The organism is Pseudoalteromonas rubra (genome assembly GCF_004212645.1).
In the GTDB taxonomy this organism is placed as follows: Bacteria; Pseudomonadota; Gammaproteobacteria; order Enterobacterales; family Alteromonadaceae; genus Pseudoalteromonas; species Pseudoalteromonas rubra_G.
In genome coordinates this window covers 65,928-83,227 of sequence record NZ_PPUZ01000008.1, presented here as the reverse complement: position 1 = coordinate 83,227, position 17,300 = coordinate 65,928, and the positions used below count along the sequence as shown (strand labels likewise).

The following is a 17,300-nucleotide window of genomic DNA, read 5'->3' as shown; positions in this document are numbered from 1 at the left end:
AGCCCGTAACAGGGAGATCACAGCTCGAGGGCGTCGACAATCTCAGCGGAGCGCACCGCCAGAATAGACAGCAGAGAATCACTGATCCCATGGGTTTGCTCGTTCACGCCCTGGGTGAAGATCTTCGGCTTGAACTGTTCGCTGGTCTCCAGCTGATAGTGACGGGTAATGTTAGGTTGTAACCACTCACTCACCTGCTCAAGCAGCGGTGAACGGCTCGGATACTGGTAGCCGGTGGCCAGCACCAGCTGATCGTACTCCACCTGGCTGACACCATGGACGTTTTCCAGCTCCAGTACCACTTTGCCCTCGGCATTAATGCGAGCACCATTGACACTGGTGCGGTTGCGGATCGCCAGACGATCTGTGCCGTTGAGTTTTTGTTGGTACAAGCTCGCGTAGATGTGGTCGATCAGCGGCTCATCGACCACCGAATAGTTGGTGCTGCGGAACTCGTTAAAGTAACGATCTCTTTGCTCCGGCGACTTGCTGAATACCACGTCGGTAAAGCCGGGATCAAAGATCTCATTAACAAATGGGCTGGAATCGGCTGGTTTCATGGCACCGGCACGCATGATCATATCGACCTCAGGCTGCTCGGTCATCGCTGCCAGATCGGCAAAGATCTCGGCACCACTTTGACCGGCACCAATCACTGCAACGCGATCGCCGCCTTGTACTTTGTCCTTGTTATGCAGATATTGCGATGAGTGCCAGACGTTCTCGGCGTCCTGTAGGGCATCGAATGGCGCTGGTACTTTGGCAGAGCCACCGACACTGACCACCAGGTGCTTGGTCAGGCGCACACTTTGCTGACCTTCATTGTCACGACTGATCACTTTAAGATGATCAACCTGGCCGTCCAGTAATACAGGCTCTACCGCGCACACCTGCTCGCCAAAATGACAGTGGTCGCGAAAGTGACTGGCTGCCCAACCCAGGTAATCATTAAATTCATGTCTTGACGGATAGAAGGTTTTCAGGTTAATAAAACTATCGAGACGCTTGTTATGGTGTAGGTAGTTGATAAAGCTGAAGTGGCTGGTTGGGTTGCGCAGCGAGACCAGATCCTTTAAGAAGGAGATCTGCATTGTCGTGTTATCCAGCAACATGCCGCCATGCCAGAGAAAGTCCGGCTGTTTTTCGATAAAGCAGACTCGATCGCTCAGTTTGTTTTGTTCCTGAAGGGCGATTGCCAGGGCCAGGTTGGCGGGACCAAATCCAATCCCAATCACGTCGTATAGTTTCATTGTTTTGCCTTTGATTACCTTAACCACACGCAAAGCTGCGTGAAATAGTGTTTCTTGCCTTTATGGACGAAGGCTGCGGGCGTTTCTTTAGGGTTGAAGCAGGGGAAATCAGCACAAAGCGCGATGAAAAAAATCGTATTGATCCAGGGCAAAAACCTGGTAATTAATGTGAATTTTTTACCCACTGACTCGTCTAGCTAATCAAATGGGCAATGGTTTTATTTTTGTCTGTACTTTCAATAACTAATAATGAATGGGTAAAGGGATATGCAAGTTGCCGGAGCGGCTCTAAAACGCTGTACGACGTTAAGTGAGCAGGCCATTGCACTGACTCAGAAACTGGTGCGTTATAAATCTATTACCCCGGACGATGCTGGCAGCTTTTGCTTCTTAGTCCGCAAATTGCAGTCGCTTGGTTTTGACTGCCATGAGGTTACACGCCAGGGTGTCCGCAATCTGGTTGCTAAACAGGTGTTTGGGCCCGGTGAGACGCTGGCCTTTGCCGGACACCTGGATGTGGTGCCACCGGGTCCGCTGGAGTTGTGGCAATGTCCCCCCTTTGCCGCCAACATTCAGGATGGTCGGTTATATGGTCGTGGTGTTGCGGATATGAAGGGCGCAATTGCCTGCTTTATTGCCGCCGTAGAATCTATTCTGGCGCAGTGTACGCGTGGCAGCCTGATGTTTTTGATCACCTGCGATGAGGAAGGGGAGGCGGAGCACGGCACGGCCGCGCTGATGAGCCATCTCAAACAGCAGGGCGTCGATCATTTGCCGGATTATTGTCTGGTTGGTGAGCCATCGAGTCGTAAAACGCTGGGTGATGTACTCAAAATTGGTCGTCGTGGCTCTTTGTCTGCGCACATCCGGGTGTACGGGCGTCAGGGTCATGTGGCTTATCCGCACAACTGCGACAATGCCACCCATCATACAGCGCGTTTATTACAGCGCTTGCTGGCGCTGGAGTGGGATAAAGGCACTCCGCAGATGCCGGGTACCACATTTCAGGTGACCCAGCTTAACAGTGGTGAGTTTGTGGATAACGTGGTGCCAGGCGCCTGTGATGTGTGTTTTAATATCCGCTATAGTAGCCGTTTTAACGAAGCGGAGCTGAAACGTCTGATCGACGACATTTTGCTGGATCTGGATTTAAATTACGACATCGAGTGGCAGCGTCCCTGTGCGCCGTATTTTAATCAGGCGGACGAGTTTGTGGCCCTGATCTGCAATGCCATTGAGGCGGTGGTGAGACAGGTGCCGGTACTGACTACAGATGGCGGAACCTCCGACGGGCGCTTTATTGCCTCCAGTCACACTCAGGTAATTGAATTTGGTCTCAGAAACGACAATATCCACCAGGTGAACGAATCGGCCGACGTCCAGGACATTGCCGATCTGGCGCACATCTATCAGTTAGTGATCCAGGCGTTTTGTCTTGACCCGCAACGCATTATGGATGCGCAGGCCGAACAGCTGGAGGCGTTGACCTAATCGCTCAGGAGCATGGGGCGAGACGTTAAAACGTCGCGCCACCGTCAATGGTGAGTACCTGCATGGTGGTATGGGAAGACAGGCTGGATGCCACAAACACGATACTGTCGGCAATTTCCTCGGCCGTGGCCAGCTTTTGTAACGGGATCCCCAATTTGTACTGGGCCGCAAAGCCATCGATCACCCGCTGGGCGCCCTGATCATCGCGCCACATGCCCGTCTGCATTGGTGTCAGCGTCGAGCCGGGCGCTATGACATTGCAACGCACACCGAAGTTAGCCAGCTCCAGTCCGGCTGTGAGGGTCAGCTGAGTCACCGCAGCTTTGGATGCGCAATAGGCCGCCATTTGCTGGCGTGGCGTATTTGCGGCATTGGAGCCGACGGTTACTACCGCGCCTGTGCCTTGTTGTTTAAAGTGGGGCGTGCAGGCACGCAAAAAGGTAAACACGGCCGTGCTGTTGACGTGCTGGCAGTGTTGCCACTGCTCAAGCGTCAGCTGCTCTAAATCACCCAGCTCCAGTACCCCGGCAACACTGATCAGGTTATACGGGGCAAGACCTTCAGCGATCAGCGTGTTCAGCTGCTTAGCGAGCTGCTCAGGGGAACCTAAATCACATTCCACCGCACGATGCAGCGCACTGAGGTCGCCAAACTGGCGATCAAAGCCAATCACTTTGGCACCCAGGGCATGAAAACGCTGCGCGGCGGCCAGGCCGATGCCCTGACCCACCCCACTGATCCATACCAGCTTGTCGCGATATTCCTCTTTGAGTCTGGTATCAAACAACATGCTCTGCTCCTGCGCTGAGTGCTTCGATCACCGAATGGAGTGTGCGGTTTGGTTGTGCTGACCAGCAGCGGGCAGCAGCAAAGATCTGTGCCTGTACCTGCTGTTGCTCAGCATCAGTGTAGCGCGCGACATTGGCGTCGGTATCCAGTTTCGCCGGCTGGTCCTGCAATAAATGCCATTGCAGCATAATGTCGTCGGTGGCTCCGGCGCTGAGAATATGCGACTGGCACGACACCGCACCATACTTCGGGCTGCTGGAAAACGGCAACAGGTTAACCGTCGGACCATATACATGTGGGCTCAGACCCTGTTTGTTGCGCTCGCGCTTGAGTTCTTCCACCCGGAAGGTTTGCAGCGATTTCAGCGCTTTGATCCCCTGATTGATCACCCGGCAGCACTGGCTGAGGGTCATTTCAGCATCCAGCTCCAGCGGCAGCGGCATCACGTTGCTCTGCACACAGGGGGTGCTCAGCTCTACCTGGTGCTGGCGGTTCATCATGATCATGCCGAGAGTGACATGATACTGAGCGGATTTAGCGACCAGCGCAGCGCACACGGCGGCGATCAGCAGCTCGGCATGAGCGGCCTGACACAAAGTCGCAGCCGACTGAATGGTATGCCAGTCTGCGCGGCTCAAAGTGGCACTTTGGCGGCGATTCGCCTCAGTGACATCTGCATCTTTGTCACTAAAGCTCTGTGGTGGTGGCGCGTTTTCCAGCCAGGCGATCAGCGTGGCTTTAGCCACCTGCTGACGGGCCAGATAGGTTTCGCTGCGTTGCCATTCGAGCAACTGGCTTTGTGTACCAAAGCGCAGATTGGGCAGTGTCCGGCCTTTTTGCAGTGCGTTGTAACTGCGGTTCAGCGCCTGTGTGAATAGGCCAAACCCGTAGCCGTCGAGCAGCAAATGGTGGCCGACAATAAACAGCAGGTCTTGCTCTGGCGTTCGTACCAGCGTCAGTTTGAGCAAGGCTTCATCGGGCAATGAAAAACTCTGTGCCATATAGGGTGCAACAAAGTCATTGGCAAAGGCCTGAATGTCTTCTGGCTGGGTGTCCTGAGTTTGAATGTGGATTTGCGGCACGTCCTTGTTCGGTCGAAGCTGAGGCACAAAACTGGCGTCATGGACAAACCGGCTCGCCAGGCAGTCACTGCTTTGCCAAACGTGGGCCAGCGCCTGTTGTAACATGGTTGCCGAGATCTGACCCTGAAACTCGATACATTCGGCGACGTTAAATAAAGTACCCCGGCCGCTGATGGTATGCAGCAGCCACATGGCCTGCTGTGAGTCGGTTAATGGCAAAGCGCTGGACATCAGTCCTCCTTACGCTCTTCGAGTAGCTCAACCCAGGCGGCCAGCGTCGGGATCTGGGCCAGTTCAATAAAGTTGGTTTCTATACCTTGCTGCTGCCACAGGGCAATCAGGTTCATCACCTGCACGGAATCCAGGCCATAGTCGATAAGGCTTTCGTGTTCATCAAACTCATCGGCTTCGCAGTCGATCAGTGGCAGGATATGCGCTTTAAGGCCTTCAAGCGTGGTAATGTCCTGCGTTTCTTCGCCCAGGATCTCGGCAACCGTCGCCACTTTACCGCAGCGCCCGGCCACAAAGTTCAGTGCCATCAGGTGCTCATCGCGGCTGAAATCGGCAATCGCATCGGCAATGACAAAGGGCTGAATATCACGCATAAAGGCGTCGACCGCGGTGGTCATCACGCCGATATGGCCATAAATACCAACGATCATCAGCTGATCACGGCCACGTTCACGCAGTTGCTGTTCAAAGTCGCACTTTTGAAAAGCACTGTAGCGCCATTTGGTCAGCACAACGTCCTGCTCGGAGGGGGCCAGCGCATCAACAATCGGTTGCTGGGCCGGGTCTTGCAGGCCGGGGCCCCACATATCGCTCAGCAGCCCGCGCTCATGCTGGCCCTGTTTGATTGGTTGCGCGGTGTAAAAGACCGGAATGCCCTGCTCGTAACAGAACTGTTTAAGGCGCTGAATGTGGCTGATCATGGTTTCAATCAGCGGATTGTTGTCACCATAGTAGCCAACAAAATAATGTTGCACATCGTGGATCAGTAAGGCGGCACGACTGGCATCAAGCTGCCAGTCAACGCGATTTTCGGGCAACTCCGCAGCGCGGGGTAACGGGTAATGGGATAGCTTAGGAATACTCATAGTGTTTTTGCTTCTTTTATTAATCAGGCCTGGCCGTCGAAGGTGGCGCGCAGGGCTTTTTTATCGACTTTACCCACCGCAGTCAGGGGTAAGTCGGCGACAAACTGGAATTTATCGGGCACTTTAAAATCGGCGATCCCCAGCTGGCGCAGATACTTGCGCAGTTGCAGCGGGGTGAGCTTTTCGGCTGCGACCACAAAGGCACAGCTTTTTTCGCCTAAGGTGGCATCGGGCATAGAGACAATGGCAACCTGCTTGATGTGCTGATGACCCAGCAAATGGTTTTCCACTTCTTCGGCCGCGATTTTCTCGCCGCCCCGGTTGATCTGATCTTTATCACGCCCAACCACAATCAGGTGGCCGGAGGGCAGTTGTTTTACCAGATCGCCGGAGGCATAAAATCCGTCTGCATCAAATGCACTGGCGTTATGCTGAGGTGACTTGTAATAGCCCCTAAAGGTATAGGGGCCGCGGGTCAGGAGTCTACCTGCTTCACCGGGCGTGACCGGCTGGCCGTGTTCATCGACCACTTTGATTTCATCGTCGGGACTGATAGGGCGACCCTGAGTGGTCAGTACCAGCTCGTCGTCATCATCGTGGCGGGTGTAGTTGACCAGCCCTTCAGCCATGCCAAAGACTTGCTGAAGCTGGGCCCCCAGCAACGGCCTGACCTGCTCGGCCACCGTGCGGCTGAGTTTGGCACCGCCAACCTGGATCAGCGCCAGGCTGCTCAGGTCATGCTGGCTCTGTGGGGCATGTTGCAACCACAGTTGCAAGGCCGGTGGCACCAGCGCAGTGTGGGTGATGGCAAAGCGTTCAATTAAAGGAAAACAGTGGCTGGGGCTGGGATCGGAGGCCAGGATCACGGAGCCGCCGGCGGCGAATACACCCAGTGCACCGGGTGAGCTGAGTGGGAAGTTATGCGGAGCCGGTAGGGCACACAAATAGCGGGTATCGCCATGCAGCTGGCAAATATCCCGGCTTGCGACCACAGAATAGAGGTAATCATTGTGGGTGCGCGGGATCAGCTTCGGAGTACCGGTGCTGCCGCCAGAAAGCTGGAAAAACGCCACATCTTCTGGATTGAGCTTTGGTGCATTAAAGGTACGCGTTTGTAGATAGGCCTGTTTCAGTTCGCTATTGCCTTTGGTGTGATCGACCATGATGTGGCTGATACAGGCAAAACGATTATACAGCTCGTGCGTGAACGACTCATCGGCAAACAGCGCCTGAGCTGATGAGACGATCAACAGCTTGGGCTGCAGAATTTCGCAGTAGCTTTGCAGCTCAGTGCGCTGATGATTAAACAGGGCACACACAGGGGCAACACCGAGTTTAAGTAGCGCAAAAAAGCTGATGTAAAACTCCACACAGTTGGGCAGCTGAACCAGCGCCGTGTCGCCTGATTGCAGCCCCTGGCTGGCCAGCTGCGCCGCCAGGTTCGAGCTGTAGTCATCCAGCTGCTGATAGCTCAGCTGTCGGTTGGCATCGGCCACGGCAATGCCTTGTCCGTTGTGCGCCAGTTGCTCGTACAAAATACTGGTGAGCGGTTTATCCTGCCAGTAGCCCTGGGCGCGGTAGTGGGCGGCCAGATCTTCGGGCCACGGGGTATATTCAATACTCATAGTGTGTGTTTCGTTGCTAAGTGATAGGCATGCCGTACGTCCAGCGCGTTCAGCATAGTGTTTAATTTGGCTTCGGTTTCCAGCCATTCTGAGCTGGGATCGGAGGCGGCGACAATGCCGGCACCGGCAAACAGGGTCGCCAGGTTGGCTTGCAGGTAACCACAGCGGATCACCACCACCCACTCACCATTGCCCTGGTTGTCGCACCAGCCGACGATCCCGGAGAACAGTCCGCGGCCATGTCCTTCCAGCGCATCAATGTGTTGGTACGCAAGCGCTGTGGGCTTGCCGCACAACGCCGGTGTCGGGTGCAGGCGGTTGGCCAGTGCAATCGCACTCTGATCTGGGGCTTTGAGTGTGCCTTCGATCACGGTAGATAAATGCCACATAGTCGCCGTGCTGAGCAGATCGGGCTGCTCAGGGATATGCAACTGGTTGCAGAGCGGGCCGAGGATCTGGGCCATGTCCTGCAAGACCACGGCGTGTTCAAAGCGGTCTTTTTTCGATGCGAACAAAGTGGCGCGGCGCTGGGCTTCAACACTGGGACAAGGGTCGCGGGGGATGGAACCGGCCAGCGGATTACTAAAAATCTGCTCGTTTGTTTTGCGCAGCAGTAACTCCGGGCTCACGCCCATCAGTACGCCGGCATGTTGCTCAGCGTGGGCATCGTGCAACTGAGCAGGAATTGAAAAGTGATAGCCACTGGGGCTTTGTGCCAGCAGTTGTGAGAGCACACCCACCTGGTCCAGCGGCTGTTCAAAGTGCAGTTCAACTTGCTTACTGAGGACGATTTTATCCAGCTGGCCATCGGCAAACAGCTCTTTGGCGTCGCGCACGGTTTGCTCAAAGTGGGCTCTGTCCTGTTTGTAGTGCACTGACTGCAAGCGATTGGGTGTCTGCGCGCCAGCCTGTTGTGCGCTCAGGCACTGCGCAAACAATTGCTTGTCCAGTGTGCTGACCTGCTCCGGGATAATAAACTGAGCCTGTTGTTGCTTACAAAACGGCACCACACCGAAGGCAATGGCCTGGCCGTTGCTTCTGGCGGCATGTTCGTCCAGCTGTTGCTTAAGTCTGCTGGTCAATGCCGCATTGTCATTGATGGGTAAGGTAAAACGTCTGGCCACACCGCGGCTTATCAGGCATGACGGCCCGGACACAAATAAACAGTCCTGCTCGGGCCGGAACTCGCCAAGTTCGTGCGTCTGGGTGGGCTCGGATAATTGACCAGCATGCATGGTTTACTTTCCTCTGTTGACTCTGTCGATAGCAACGCTGATGCAAACTGCACTCAGCGAGATGTGACCAAGACGACTCATTGCGAAAAAGATTTAGTCCCGTGGGCAATTTGCTTGCGGGCGGTTTTGCGTGCCGCCATAAACTCCGGGCGCTTGGGGCAGTCGCCGCAGTAGTCTTTGTGCGGGTGGGCGTGCAGCAAACAGCAGGCACCGCGCACCCGCTTGCCTGCGGCCATATACTCGTTACGCTGTGCGCGGAATAACGGGTTGGACTTGTCCTGCCAGCAATCTTGGCTCAGCAGGGAGCGCATATCCTGTTGCAGCCCAGAGGCATCGGGCAATACACTGGCGATGGTGGTGCTGATGTGGCGCAGGCGGTAGACCAGGTTGCTCCACAATACCCGCTCGGTGACGCCAAACTGACCACTGAGAAAGGCATGCAGAGGGGCAAAATGCGCAAAGAGCAGTGAATGATATTTCGCCGCTGTGCTGCTGGCAGGCGCAAATGGCTGGCCACAGGTTGGCAGCATCAGCCGTTGTGTGGCTAAACACAGTTGTGCGTGCTGCGCCGCTACGGGCAGCGCTCGGTTGAGCACGCTGTGGCTGAGCAGCACGCTCGGCAGCACCCTCACGCAATAGCGCATATGCCAGACGGAGGCTTGTGCCCGGGGGGAGTCTATCCCCTCAGTGCGTGCCCAGCCGGCTATGGCCCTTTTTAACGCCGTTAGCTCGGCAAACTGCTGTGCCAGTGTCGGCAAGTCCGGGGTCTGTGACAAAGTGACGGCCTCGCCATATTCCCGAAAGGGCCCCTGAAAAAACGGTTGTAATGTTGGAAGCAAGCGGACCTCTTGGTTGATTTGCTACAAATACCGATACCTAGACGTTTTGTGGGTGAATTTTTTTACTCCCTGTTCGTCACCACCTAAAGCAAATCCACGTCAGTAAAGAAGAGAGACCCCGTGCTTGCAAAATTGATCCGTAATACCTGGTGGCGCTTTATCGCCACCGCACTCAGCAGTGTGTTGTTTGGTTTGATCAGCGTGTCGCTGGTTGCGCTGATCAACGAAATTATTAACAGTGATCAGGCTGACCGCTCTGAGAAGTTTATCTGGTTTGCCGTACTGGCCTGTCTGGGGGTGAGCCTGCAACTGGCTTCTAAGTTACTCGCTGAGCAGCTCAGTCAGCAAAGCCAGGCCACGGTACGCCGAGAGGTGGCAGAGCACGTGATAGGCGCGCAATTCAGCCATGTTGAAGCACAGGGGGCTGGCAAGATTAAATCCTGTCTGACCGAGCATAGCCTCAAAGTAGCGGAGTTTTTCCAGAGCCTGCCGAATATTCTCAGTAATGCCATGGTGGTGCTGGGTAGTTTCGTTTACATGGCGTGGCTTGACTGGCAGGTGTTTTTATTCGCCCTGCTGACGCTGGTACTGGGCTCGGTGGGCTATAGCCTGGCCAATGCTAATGCGTTTCGAAAAGTAACGGAGGCAGCGAAAATTCAGGATACTTTGTACGATCAGTTCGATGCCATTTATGCCGGTGCAAAAGAGCTCAAGCTACACCGCAAAAAGCGTGAAACCTTCTTTCAGGATGTGATTGGCAGCACCATTACTTTATTGCAAAAGCGTCGGGTGCAGGGTGCCAGTATGTATCATTATGCCGCATCCTGGGGCGGTTTTAGTGTCTTTGCCTTTATTGGCGGTGCGCTGTTTTATCTGTCCGCACCTGGGGCAGACAGTGGTAAGGTGATGTCGGGCTTTGCGCTGTTATTTCTGTATATGCTGACGCCACTGGAAGTGATGCTGGCCGCCATCCCTAAAGCCGCCGCCGCGAAAGCCTCGGCCAATACCATCGCCACGTTAACCAAAGAAATGGCGCTGATGCCGAGCAGCAATGAGGCCATGAACGACTTTAACGAACTTACCCTGACAGATATCAGCCACGGATATTACCACGAGCAAAGTGACGAGGTGTTTGCCCTGACCCCGATTAATCTGACGCTGCGCAAAGGCGAGTTAGTCTATCTGGTGGGGGGCAACGGCAGCGGTAAAACCACCTTTGCCAAGTTGCTGTGTGGTCTGTTTGAAGCGCAGCAGGGACAGGTACTGGTTGACGGGCAAGCGGTGCGCTCGGCACAGTTCGATGATTATCGCCAACTGTTCAGCACGGTATTCAGCGATTTTTATCTCTTTGATCGAGTCCTGGGGTGTCAAGGAAAAGCGCTGGAAGATAAAGGCAATGCCTTGATCCGCAAGCTGAATCTGCACCATAAAGTGGCGATTAAAGACGGCGCGTTTACCACCCAAAAGCTCTCGCAGGGTCAGCGTAAGCGGCTGGCGTTGGTGGTGGCCTACATGGAAGACAGACCGTTTTATATCTTTGATGAATGGGCGGCGGATCAGGATCCGGTCTTTAAAGACGTGTTCTATCGCGAGCTGCTGCCTGAGCTGAGCGCTCAGGGCAAAACCGTGCTGGTGATCACCCATGATGACAAGTATTTTGGCCTGGCCGATCGGCTGCTTAAAATGGACAACGGCTGCCTCAGCGAGCCTGCCAGCGCGGCGGCTGCTCAGTCATCAGCACAGCAAACGGCGCTGGCTTAGCGCGCGGCGCGCAGGCAGCACTCGGTCAGCACCAGCTCGTCACTGAGCTGGTAATAGACGCTGATCCGGGTGCCCTGTGGCAGGGTTTCATGCAGCGTCTCGGTGAGCGCAAAGTGTAACTGATTATCGCTGTGCTCAATCAGGCATGCGGCCTCAAAGCCAAAAAAGCGCTGTACCACAGGGTAGAGCGCTTTATAAATGCTTTCTTTGGCGGAGAAGATCAACGTCAGCGGGCAGCTCTGAGCATTACTCAGCTGTTCAAACGCCGCCAGCTCTGTCTTTGCCAGGATCTGGGTTTGTAGCTCCTGTTCCTGCTTGTCTGACATTTTCCTTTCCAAGTCTATGCCCAACCCCCGTACCGTGGGGTCATCGCTGACCATGGCCATGGCTAACTCCTGGGTGTGGCTGATGGTGCCCTGGATGCCATGTGGCCAGATAGGCGCGCGACTGTCTGCACTGGCAATCACAGTATGAGGCAATCCCAGCATTTGTAGTGCCTGGCTGGCACAGTGGCGTCCGGCCAGGTATTCGGCCTTGCGCTTGGCAACAGCACGGCCGAGTTTATCGGGCAACGGTTGAGCATAGCGGGCAAAATCACTGTCCTGATAATCCGCAACGCAAAACGCGCTGCTGTAACTGGCGAATGGCAGCTGGGGGGTGAATAATTCGGCTGGTGTTAACGACATATGACTCCCTCAATTAGTGGCAGTCAGTTTACCGATATAGGGAAAGGTTGCAAGCACGCTTTGGTGCAAACGTGCTGTGTTAAGGTTGCTGTGGATTGATCACGCAGGGCACCGATGGCAGCACTCTGTATTCTCCGCTTGTGGGATAATACAACACACATTGCTCGCCGCGTTTTTGCAGTTCGAAACCTGTGATGCCGCCTTCTCTGTTGCCGACAATGGGTTGTCCATAGGGGTCCAGCGGGTTGCCTTTTTCAAGGAATAGCGTGGAGTGCTGCATAAACACGTTGTGCGCCAGCTGAGGTGCCGTGCCGCCCTTGAGGGCGACAATGGCATGTTGAATTTCACGGATCATATCCGGTGTGGTTTGTTCAATTAAGGCCGCATAGACAGGCGCTGCTTTACTGGTCTGGCACCCTGTGAGCAGCAAGGCCAGTAAACTGGCAAACCATCCCGAATATTTCATGGTTATTGTCCTGTGAGGGTTGTGTGGATAGCACCATGACGCAATGGCTTAAATGGCAATGTCACTGCGTTATGCTCACTTGCTTGCTCGCTGTTGTCAGGCTTGGCAGACACCCCCGATGCTTCGCTGATCAGACAAGCCCCGGTAATGCTGTGATGCAGGGCGCTTGCCAGCAGTTGTTCGTTCTCATCACCTAATGCATGGCTTAAATCGTCGCTCACCTGACAGCCTGGTACTTTCGCATCCAATCCGGCTTCGCCGCTTATCTGGCTGGCTGGTGTTGGGGTGAAGCCATTGGCGTAGTCACCAAAGCCTTTTTCATTGGCAGACTTAGACTGAATGGTGTAATACACCATGCCACAGTTAGGCGCGGGTACGAAACCATAGGGTTTACCTCGCGTAGTGGTGCCGATTTGGATCACCTCTATATCAATACCCCGCAGACCATTGATAACCATCTCACTCGCAGAGGCAGTATCGTCAGTGGTTAGTACATAGACTTTGGACAAGTTCAGGCTTGGCAAAGTGGTGTCATTCATAAACTCGTTGCGGGTCCAGTCAATTCGGCGAGGCTCGAAGGTGTAGGTGCGGTTGTCGCTCTGGCGTTTATCATTGTAGGTGGTCACCCCGAAATTGCGGCTCAGTGAGCTTTCTCCGGCCACCATATAACCCAGTTGGGCTGCGCTATGAACAAGGCCGCCGCCGTTGTAACGCATATCCAGCACCAGCTCATCGACGTTACGGTTTTTAAAGGTATCGAAGGCTGCGATCAGTGGCGCCTGCGCAGTGGGGATAAACTGATTAAACTGGACATAGCCGAAGGTTTTGCCACCGTGCGATATGACCTTAGTGTTTTGCACCGGGGTTTGCTCAAAGTCGACGGCCGTCATGCTGGCTGATTTATCTTCGCCCTGTACTGGGCGAAAAACAAAGGTGTAGGCCTTTGGAACACTTGGAAACAGGGCTTCATTGAACAGTGTGACATTATCGCCGTCAATAAAGTCTTCGCCATCTATGCTGACCAGGCGGTCACCTCGGCGCAGGCCACTGGCCGCTGCCGGTGAGTTTGGCTCAACATAGGCAATGGTAAAATTACGATCGGGTGAGGCGGTTTTAATAGCCGACCAGTGAATGCCATAACTGGTGGCTACACCTGACTGGCGTTCCTTTTGGTAGCTTTCGTAGGTGGTCGAAAAGTGGAACTCATCTTTGAGCGAGTTATCCGGGTTACGTTGCGTGGTTTTTAACTGTTCGAAATAGCTTGCCACGGTGCTGAAGTCGCTCGGATTGTTATCGGCAATTTCGTCGTACCACAAGTAAGTTTCGTTGCTGAATGAGCGCAACCACATTTTTTCATGCATCATTGTCCCGGCTTTGTCAGGATAGGGCTGATTATTGTTATATGGATCTTGCCCGGTGCGCGGGGTGGCACAGAAGTTTATGAAGTTTGTCGCGGGTGGAAACACACCCGCCTGCCAGCTGGGCTCAGTGCTGCCTCCGACGCTGTCATTACCAGAATTACCACCTGAATCTCCCCCTGAGTCTCCACCGTTATTATTGTTATTATCTGGGGTTGTTACAGTGCCAGAATCGCCACCAGTGCCGCTCTCTGTACCGGCGCCTCCGCATCCAGAGAGCGCTGTGAGGGTTAAAGCCAATCCGATGGCAAGGTGTAAGTTGCTGAATTGCATCATGGTTTTTTCCTGTCTATTCATTGCGCTAAAAACTATCAACACTCTTTCTACAATACAATAGATAGACCGGGTTGACTGTTAATTAATGTCAACGGCGGCACAAATATTGAGTGTAAGCCATTGAGGGGTTTTAGAACAGTTGATTTGGTATAGCGCGTGACGTTAGCGCATTTGCTGACGGCGCCTGCGCCAGGGGGGCGACTGCAATAACAGCAACATGCCACTGAGACAAAACGCTACGCTGCTGGCGGCAAAAGTGATCAGCAAGGGATTGTTGAAATCATCCCGCTCGTCATAATCCATAATATGTAACATCCAGAAAAAGTCGAAAATACGCCACAGCGAACTGCGAACGGTGATCACCTGACCACTGTGCGCATCCAGATAGAGGGTTGTACTCAGTGTGTCGGCAAATGTGACTTGCCACACCCGGGGGCGATACTGCACCTCTCGGGGACCTTGCACGAGCAGGTGTGCTGAGTCGATGGGGCTATCGCCGAGGAAGTGCGCTCGGGCATTAGCGCGGATCTGGGCTTCGCTCGGGGCTGGAAAGGGCGCGCCGGTGGCGGTGAAATAGGCCCGTTCAGTACCTGTGGCAATGATCATCGGCTGGTCTAAAAAGTGACTCAAGGTCAGGCTGTTAAATCCTGCAACACGATTCGCCAGCTGATTGAGGTTGGCGGTGTAATCAACGTAAGTGAAAGGATTGTCCAGCGTGCGCTTGGCCAGATGTTTGCCATGTACCATATCCAGCGGAATGGCGCTCATAACCAGGCCGCCGAGTAACCAGGCAAAGAGCTGCAATGCCAGCAGGTAACCTGCCAGTTTGTGGAATTTTCGGATAGGTTTGAAGCTGGATTTATTCATAGTGGTGTTTTTTCGTCAAAATTGCTGATAGCTTATGAGAATTCGCGTAAAATCAGTAGTGACATATTGTCGCACCTGCCAATCGACCGTGTTCTGGCGCTGAACATGACCTGGATCTGGCAGCGAACCATTCAGAAAAGAAACAAGGTAATTGCCCCGTCATGTCAGAAATCCAGTTTTTAAATGTCGACTTAGAGTTAGAATCCAAGCAGGATATTTCTGCCCTGGTTGCGGATCTTAAAAAGAACGCCGTGGTACTGCACTATGATCAGGATGAGTATCGTCAGCTGGCCAGAATTGAAGCCAGTGCCGAGGTGACGAGCCCGGACAAAGCCATCAATCATTTGTGTGAACTCATTGAATCATGCTCTAAGTCAGCACTCAAGCAGTGGCTGGGATGTTCGAAACGGACTTTTGATATTGGTTTTAGCTGTGGAGAGCAGCCAAAATGTTATTCTCAGGCGCTACATGTCGACACGCTATTACGGATCTCGGCCATTGGTGCCGGGATGGAAATTACTCTGTATCCTGCTGAAAAGTAATGACTCCTGCGTCTACGAGGCTCGACCACCTTACGTGAGCCACATCACGCTATTGGCTTTCGCAATGTTGAGCAGCCTCAGGCGCTGCATCTGGATACTGACTTCGGCGCTCTGTCGTCGGTGCAATCGATGCGGGTATGGAAATCACTCTGTACTCTTGTGAGAAGTTATGACTCCTGCTTTAACTCATGGGTTCAGGCGCTCTGGCCGGCTCAGGGTTGCCGGTATATTGCCTGTTTGGCACTGTTTCCTTGCCACTAATAATGAACCAAACCAAATAGAGTCATCACTCTTGTTGCTTAAAAGATCTAATTCTTACTTGTTTTTTAATATCTAAAGCACTTGAAAAACATAAATATATTCATTTTTTGTTAATTTTCTTATGTAAATTTTATATTAATGTGTTGATAATTTGATTTTCGTGTTTTATCTTGTTCTGGCACACGAGAGGTGGCTTCCCGTGGTTCAGGTGAGGCCGGAACAGGATTATTTCTGGAGAATTATAACAATGAAACGCATATCTCAGATGACCTTATCTGCACTGGCCCTGAGCCTGAGTGCAGCAGCAAGCGCAACCGCAGCTCCGGCTGAGGCCGTTAATAACCTGGCAGCGCCGCTGGCGCAAATTGACCGCTTTAATCCACAGGCCTTCCAGGTCAGTGATATCAAAAAAGTGATGGCGAAGTCTCTGGCGCAAGAGTTGTCGCAGCAGGGTTCACGCTGGCAGTCAGCACTGGCCAGTCAGCCACGTCTGACGGTGCAGGATATGCAAGTGTCACAACAGGCACAATCATTGATTGGCCAGGCAAGCACGCAAACTCGGCTATTGAAAGGCTTGCCACAAAGCGACAGCAACCTCTATCAATTGCGTCTGGCTTCGGCTGACATGCTGAGCCAATGGCAGGAAGGCGAAGAGCCGTTGATCGCCTTTGCACCGAAAGGGGATGATAAAACCTGGATCCATGTCGAAGCCTATGACAGTGATGGCCAGCTGCATCTGTTAGATGCGCAGCAAATGCCGCAGCGTCCGGTGCTCGTACTGGAGCTGGATCAACAGCAGGTGCGCCGTGAAGGGCTGGCCGTGATGCAGAACATTTTCAGCAGCGCCAGAGAAACGCAATCGGTTGAGCGTTTTTCAAATAATATGCTGCAAACGAACCAAATGACGATTCAGTCAGAAGCCATTTCGACCAGTGTTTTGAAACGTATTCGCCTGAACAATGATCAGGAGCCCTGGGTACTGGGTAAAGCGGAAGTCTACGGCATTGTCACAGGGGTAAGTCCGTCACGGGATGAGCCAGTTCTGGATATTGTTGATATGCCCTACCTGGATCATGACGGCACTGACTACACGCCAAACCAGATCCTGATCCACTGGGAGCGTTATCGCTGGCAGGCCGCAGATGTATTACTGATGGAGCAGGATGACAACACCAACTACAAAGATTTAGCGACGACTTTCCTGGACATCGTCACTCAGGTCATGCGCACCATTCCGGATCCCAATGTACAGGGTTATGCGATCATTCCTCAGCTGACCAATCAGTTGATAAAAGCGATGCCAGATCACTGGTTCAGCAACGACGATGACTATGTAGACGTGTTTTACACCTTATTTGAGGGCCAAAATTACAGCGGTTACATGGGCGCCAGCAACAACGCAAAAATTACTCTTTCTCCCTTAACCATAGAGCCCAGATAAACGTCTGTGGCTGTTCACTGGCGTTAGCTTATTAGCTCACAACCCGTTGAGTAGGTTACGGTCTAACGGACTAGGCCGGTTTTTTATTCTGCAGCGAGCATACCTTGGTATGCTCGCTTTTTTATTAGCTTAGACCTGGCCCTACTGGCCACTCTGATACTGTTCGGAGGAGGA

Annotated in this window: 15 protein-coding genes; 4 read left to right on the top strand and 11 right to left on the bottom strand. The window is 53.4% G+C overall.

Translation table 11 applies throughout. The annotated features are described in order from the left end of the window. Positions 1 to 17 precede the first annotated feature (17 nt). Entirely contained in the window at positions 18 to 1,250 is a 1,233-nt protein-coding gene (locus tag C3B51_RS03830) for a lysine N(6)-hydroxylase/L-ornithine N(5)-oxygenase family protein (protein ID WP_130244228.1), read from the bottom strand. A gap of 267 nt (positions 1,251 to 1,517) precedes the next feature. On the opposite strand from C3B51_RS03830, the gene dapE reads away from it, so the two are divergent. Further along, a complete protein-coding gene (gene dapE / locus C3B51_RS03825; RefSeq protein WP_125716924.1) occupies positions 1,518 to 2,741 on the top strand; it encodes a succinyl-diaminopimelate desuccinylase in 1,224 nt (407 codons plus the stop codon). Positions 2,742 to 2,766: 25 nt separating this feature from the next. On the opposite strand, the gene C3B51_RS03820 is transcribed toward dapE, so the two are convergent. The 6 genes from C3B51_RS03820 to fhuF all read right to left on the bottom strand — a co-directional run bounded on the left by C3B51_RS03820 (position 2,767) and on the right by fhuF (position 9,408). Further along, the gene (locus C3B51_RS03820; RefSeq protein WP_130244227.1) at positions 2,767 to 3,531 is read right to left on the bottom strand and encodes an SDR family oxidoreductase; all 765 of its coding nucleotides are present in this window, start codon (positions 3,529 to 3,531) and stop codon (positions 2,767 to 2,769) included. After that, positions 3,521 to 4,843 (bottom strand): condensation domain-containing protein, encoded by a 1,323-nt coding sequence (locus C3B51_RS03815; protein WP_130244226.1) that lies wholly within the window; start codon positions 4,841 to 4,843, stop codon positions 3,521 to 3,523. Before C3B51_RS03815 ends, C3B51_RS03820 begins: the two co-directional genes overlap by 11 nt. Further along, positions 4,843 to 5,709 (bottom strand): isochorismatase family protein, encoded by an 867-nt coding sequence (locus C3B51_RS03810; RefSeq protein ID WP_125716927.1) that lies wholly within the window; start codon positions 5,707 to 5,709, stop codon positions 4,843 to 4,845. Before C3B51_RS03810 ends, C3B51_RS03815 begins: the two co-directional genes overlap by 1 nt. A 23-nt stretch (positions 5,710 to 5,732) precedes the next feature. Beyond that, positions 5,733 to 7,334 carry a (2,3-dihydroxybenzoyl)adenylate synthase gene (locus tag C3B51_RS03805; protein WP_130244225.1) on the bottom strand — a complete coding sequence of 534 codons (1,602 nt, stop codon included), beginning with the start codon at positions 7,332 to 7,334 and terminating at the stop codon, positions 5,733 to 5,735. Beyond that, positions 7,331 to 8,569 (bottom strand): isochorismate synthase, encoded by a 1,239-nt coding sequence (locus tag C3B51_RS03800; RefSeq protein ID WP_125716929.1) that lies wholly within the window; start codon positions 8,567 to 8,569, stop codon positions 7,331 to 7,333. Before C3B51_RS03800 ends, C3B51_RS03805 begins: the two co-directional genes overlap by 4 nt. 77 nt (positions 8,570 to 8,646) lie before the next feature. Further along, complete coding sequence (fhuF, locus tag C3B51_RS03795; protein ID WP_130244224.1) at positions 8,647 to 9,408, bottom strand: siderophore-iron reductase FhuF; 762 nt, start codon at positions 9,406 to 9,408, stop codon at positions 8,647 to 8,649. Positions 9,409 to 9,528: 120 nt separating this feature from the next. Between fhuF and C3B51_RS03790 the strand changes: the two genes are divergently transcribed. Beyond that, positions 9,529 to 11,169, top strand: coding sequence for a cyclic peptide export ABC transporter (locus tag C3B51_RS03790; RefSeq protein WP_130244223.1), 1,641 nt, complete (start codon positions 9,529 to 9,531; stop codon positions 11,167 to 11,169). On the opposite strand, the gene C3B51_RS03785 is transcribed toward C3B51_RS03790, so the two are convergent. The 4 genes from C3B51_RS03785 to C3B51_RS03770 form a co-directional block, all read right to left on the bottom strand. Beyond that, the gene (locus C3B51_RS03785) at positions 11,166 to 11,855 is read right to left on the bottom strand and encodes a 4'-phosphopantetheinyl transferase family protein (RefSeq protein WP_130244222.1); all 690 of its coding nucleotides are present in this window, start codon (positions 11,853 to 11,855) and stop codon (positions 11,166 to 11,168) included. The two genes, C3B51_RS03790 and C3B51_RS03785, sit on opposite strands and share 4 nt — an antisense overlap. 79 nt (positions 11,856 to 11,934) lie before the next feature. Continuing rightward, positions 11,935 to 12,321: a hypothetical protein gene (locus tag C3B51_RS03780; protein WP_052713239.1), complete on the bottom strand. Its 387-nt coding sequence runs from the start codon at positions 12,319 to 12,321 to the stop codon at positions 11,935 to 11,937. Between the two features lie 2 nt (positions 12,322 to 12,323). Then, the gene (locus tag C3B51_RS03775; protein WP_206076596.1) at positions 12,324 to 14,015 is read right to left on the bottom strand and encodes a S41 family peptidase; all 1,692 of its coding nucleotides are present in this window, start codon (positions 14,013 to 14,015) and stop codon (positions 12,324 to 12,326) included. A gap of 162 nt (positions 14,016 to 14,177) precedes the next feature. Continuing rightward, positions 14,178 to 14,882, bottom strand: a complete 705-nt coding sequence (locus tag C3B51_RS03770; RefSeq protein WP_130244221.1) for a hypothetical protein — start codon at positions 14,880 to 14,882, stop codon at positions 14,178 to 14,180. Between the two features lie 161 nt (positions 14,883 to 15,043). Between C3B51_RS03770 and C3B51_RS03765 the strand changes: the two genes are divergently transcribed. Beyond that, entirely contained in the window at positions 15,044 to 15,424 is a 381-nt protein-coding gene (locus C3B51_RS03765) for a hypothetical protein (RefSeq protein WP_046006139.1), read from the top strand. Between the two features lie 508 nt (positions 15,425 to 15,932). Then, positions 15,933 to 17,126, top strand: a complete 1,194-nt coding sequence (locus C3B51_RS03760) for a DUF3103 family protein (RefSeq protein ID WP_130244220.1) — start codon at positions 15,933 to 15,935, stop codon at positions 17,124 to 17,126. Positions 17,127 to 17,300 lie beyond the last annotated feature (174 nt).